Origin of the sequence: Rhizobium sp. PDO1-076, assembly GCF_000247475.1 — a bacterium.
GTDB lineage: Bacteria > Pseudomonadota > Alphaproteobacteria > Rhizobiales > Rhizobiaceae > Allorhizobium.
Window position 1 is genome coordinate 1 of the sequence record NZ_AHZC01000179.1, and the last position, 3,429, is coordinate 3,429.

General features: G+C 53.2%; 4 protein-coding genes. All 4 read left to right on the plus strand.

Translation table 11 applies throughout. The annotated features are described in order from the left end of the window. Nucleotides 1-1,101: hypothetical protein (locus PDO_RS11540; RefSeq protein ID WP_037073596.1), on the plus strand; the 1,101-nt coding region annotated here is incomplete at its 5' end. 95 nt (nucleotides 1,102-1,196) lie between these two features. Then, nucleotides 1,197-2,342 carry a hypothetical protein gene (locus PDO_RS11545; RefSeq protein WP_037073599.1) on the plus strand — a complete coding sequence of 382 codons (1,146 nt, stop codon included), beginning with the start codon at nucleotides 1,197-1,199 and terminating at the stop codon, nucleotides 2,340-2,342. Nucleotides 2,343-2,483: 141 nt separating this feature from the next. Continuing rightward, on the plus strand, nucleotides 2,484-2,891 hold the full coding sequence (locus tag PDO_RS11550; RefSeq protein WP_141649890.1) for a hypothetical protein: 408 nt from the start codon (nucleotides 2,484-2,486) through the stop codon (nucleotides 2,889-2,891). Next, a complete protein-coding gene (locus PDO_RS11555; RefSeq protein WP_009109559.1) occupies nucleotides 2,891-3,394 on the plus strand; it encodes a hypothetical protein in 504 nt (167 codons plus the stop codon). Before PDO_RS11550 ends, PDO_RS11555 begins: the two co-directional genes overlap by 1 nt. The last annotated feature ends 35 nt before the right edge of the window (nucleotides 3,395-3,429 follow it).

The window sequence follows — 3,429 nt, forward strand, 5'->3', positions numbered from 1 at the left end:
AGGGTTATGGTAATGGCTAGTACTATTCTTCCCATGGCAACGGAAACCCCGTTGCTTTCGCGCCTCCTCAGCTTCGGCGGGGGCATTGTTGCCGACGCCGGCACAAGTCGAGGCGCTGCAACGGCAGTTTCGAAGCAGTCTATCGAAATGAACCCCAATGTTGTGGCCGCTCAGGCCGAAGCCCTGGATCTAGGTGAGGCTGGCAACACTTCCGGAACGGTCTTCGAAAACATTGTGAAAACGCTTTACAAGAAGCTTACCAAGCGCGAGGCCGATGAAGCGGAGGTGACACTGGTCGCGGCTCAGTTGAAACTAAAGTTCTTGGTTACCAAGCAGATGGCCGCGAAACTGCTGAACGATCAGGAAAAAATTCGTGCTTCTCTGTTGAATAAGCAGGACAAGCTGGAGGTGGCCCAAGAGAAGACGCAAGAGGCGCAAGAGAAGGCGCAACGCGGAAAAATATGGCAAAAGATTTCTGCTGCTTTGGCAGTTATTGCGTCAGCCGTCGCGATCGTCGTGGGCAGCTGTTTGATTGCAACTGGCAACCCCATCGGCGGCTTGTTGATTGCCGCGGGTCTGCTGGGTATTGTCACCGGTGCCAACAGTTGCGCAATGGCGAAAAATGGCGACGGTTTTTTGAGCAGTAAATGCCAACTCGCGCTATCCGTCGTCTTGATGGCATTGGCCGTGGTAACGATGGGTGGATTTGCTCTCGGTGTCGGCGTCAGGGCTAGCGCGAGCGTTGCAAGTGCCACCACGTCCACCGGCGCAACCGCTGCTGAATCCAGTGTTGCCGCCGCTACATTCGGGGGCACAACAGCTCGGCTGGCGGATTCCGGTGTGCAGATTGCGACTGCGGCGACAGGAATAGGTGTAGCCGTTATCGAAAAGCAAGCCGGCTACGCCTCCGCGGACGCGAGGATTGCTCGCGCGGAAGTTAACGAAGCCGAAGCAGACTTCAACCAAATTGCAGATATAGTCGCGGAGCTCATCGACCTGTTTACAGCCGAGACGACCCGGTTTGGAGAAATAAATGATGAGCTCATGACTTCGCTCAAAGACCGTGGTGAGATGACCGCTAGGATTAAATTTAGAGCATGATCCATTAGTTTCAATCGCCACTCTTGGATTGGAGAGACAAAATGCCATCAACTTTGCCCGTTACTACGACTGATAGGCCTAGTGCTTCCAGATATATGGAATACAATCCGGATTTGAAGGCATTAGGGCAAAAACGCGCCCAGGTTTCTGCCGGAAGTGTCGTGTTGCTGAGCCCTTATGAGATCAAGGCGGGTCAAACGGCGATGTCCGCAAAAGCCCCGGCTGGGGAAGCGCTGGCTGCAGACGCCCAGATCACGGATCCTATTGCAGCCTTGAAAAGGCTTAATGACGCCCTGGTCGCCGCTGGTTTGGCTGAGAGCGTCATCACGACGGAAAATACGTCATTGCTTGTTGGTCGGGCATTGATTGAGCTTACGGGCCTTCAATCAAAGAGCGCACTCACTAGCAGGCTGACCGCACGCGAGGCGGCCAAATCAGAACAGCTGCAGCAGGCTACGGAACTGCGAGACTCGGCAATCGAGACGCAACATGCAACTTTGGTGCAGTCAGCCATTGCGATCACCTTCTCTGTCGTTGGTATCGCAGCAGCCGGCTATTCCGGCTTCGGGACTGTCCGGGCAGCAAGCGGAGGCTTGAAGGCAAAGCTCGATGCCGCTTGGGACAAGCTACCGGGCATGTGTAGAACAAAACCGCCAAGGCCCGAGGACGGACTGAGTGACGCAGCGAGGTCTAGGGCTGCTACTAATAGATCTAAATCTTCTGAAACAGAGTTCAAAGACGAGGCTAAGGCATCCGAAAGCAACGAACGATCACCACCTGCTACTCAATCGGCGGCTGCTGACATTGACCCGCCGACAGCCTCCAAGGCAAAACCAACGGACGACGACCAGCCGGACGATGGAGCCGATAGCATGTCTGCTGGAGAAGCCGGCAAGCCCGGGAAGACCGCCGAGCAAGAAGCAACGGACGCAGTCGCAAAAAAACAGTCGGATGTTGCGGAAGAAAACCGGCTTAGAGCATTTTCGACAGTGGCCTTTGCATGCACCGGACTCGGAGCAAGTATCGGTGCGTTGTGTGCGATGAACAGTACCATGAACGCAAAACTTAGTGAGGCTGATGCGGCTGCTTATGCTGCATTCTCCGAAGAAACAAAAAGTGAAGGCGACGTAACCCACGAGTTCCAGCAGAATCTGAATACCATGATTACGACCGTGATCAGTTTCCTCAAAGAGGTACTCGACGCAAAGGTTAACCGGTTTGCCGCCCTCACGAGAGGTTGAACCTTGGTGCGGGCCGGATCATTCTGGCCAGTAGTCCACATTGAGATGTTTGACGTGAAGACAGAGACGTTTCACACTGTAATTGGAAGACTCCGGAAGCAGTTTATGCTTCCGGAGTCAATTGTTGACAGCAATCAAGAAATGACAATTTCCGTAGATGGAAATGAGATCGTCTTTCGACCTGGAGAAAGTGGAAGAGAGCTGATTGTCGAGACGGTTGCAGGCGTATGTACCGACAATCCTGACTTCGCCCGGATGGAAATCGAGTGTCTCCTGAAGACCAACTTGTCTCTTAATATGTTCCGAAAGAGCATTGCCGTTCTTCAAATCGATGCGATGAGTTCTAGCGCGGCAATAGTTGTTCGGGCATTTTTTCGATACGACGATCACGATGAGCATCAGCTACTTGATGCCATCATGGACCTCATATCGAGCGCTGAAACGCTTCGAGGGGTTATGACTCCTTTTCATCAATCCAAAAATGCTTCGGCGGCGCGTAGTCCCCAAATGCCGATGCGCCAAGAGGACATTATGTTCCTGAGACCGTGATGGGCAGCATCCTAACCAATAGTGGAGAGAACATGGAGCGGCGGGTCGCAAAAGAAACAAAGGCAGAGGACCAAAGTGGCCTGCAATTTTTTTTGGAGGGCGGGCTCCAGAAACAACTCGGCCTGATGGACGGAGATCTGGAACTGGCTCTCGGCATTGCGAACTCAAAAATGGCGTGCGGCGATTTCGCAACAGCATTCAAGATCTATTGTTGCCTTGTTTTGTGCAAGCCGGACAACTTTCATCATCAGCAGGGCCTGGCGAATTTCTGCATCAAGTTCGATGAATTTGAAGTGGCCCTACAGGCGGCGTCGACTATGGTTATGCTGAAGCCGGACGATCCACTCGGTTACTATCTTTCGGGAAAAGCTTGTCTTGGACTCGGTCATCGCCACGAAGCAAACGAAGACATTGCCGATGCACTGAAATTCGCCGGGATGAAGGACAACGTGGCGCTACAGAGAGAATGCCAACGGTTGCTTTTTCAGATCAACGCTCAGTAGTCCGCCCCGAAAGGCCTGAACTGATGGGGGTTGTC

Bases quoted from the DNA above. Each gene is read 5' to 3' on its own strand.
- PDO_RS11545 (WP_037073599.1), top strand. From the start codon at position 1,197: ATGGAATACAATCCGGATTTGAAGGCATTAGGGCAAAAACGCGCCCAG.
- PDO_RS11550 (WP_141649890.1), top strand. From the start codon at position 2,484: ATGACAATTTCCGTAGATGGAAATGAGATCGTCTTTCGACCTGGAGAA.
- PDO_RS11555 (WP_009109559.1), top strand. From the start codon at position 2,891: ATGGGCAGCATCCTAACCAATAGTGGAGAGAACATGGAGCGGCGGGTC.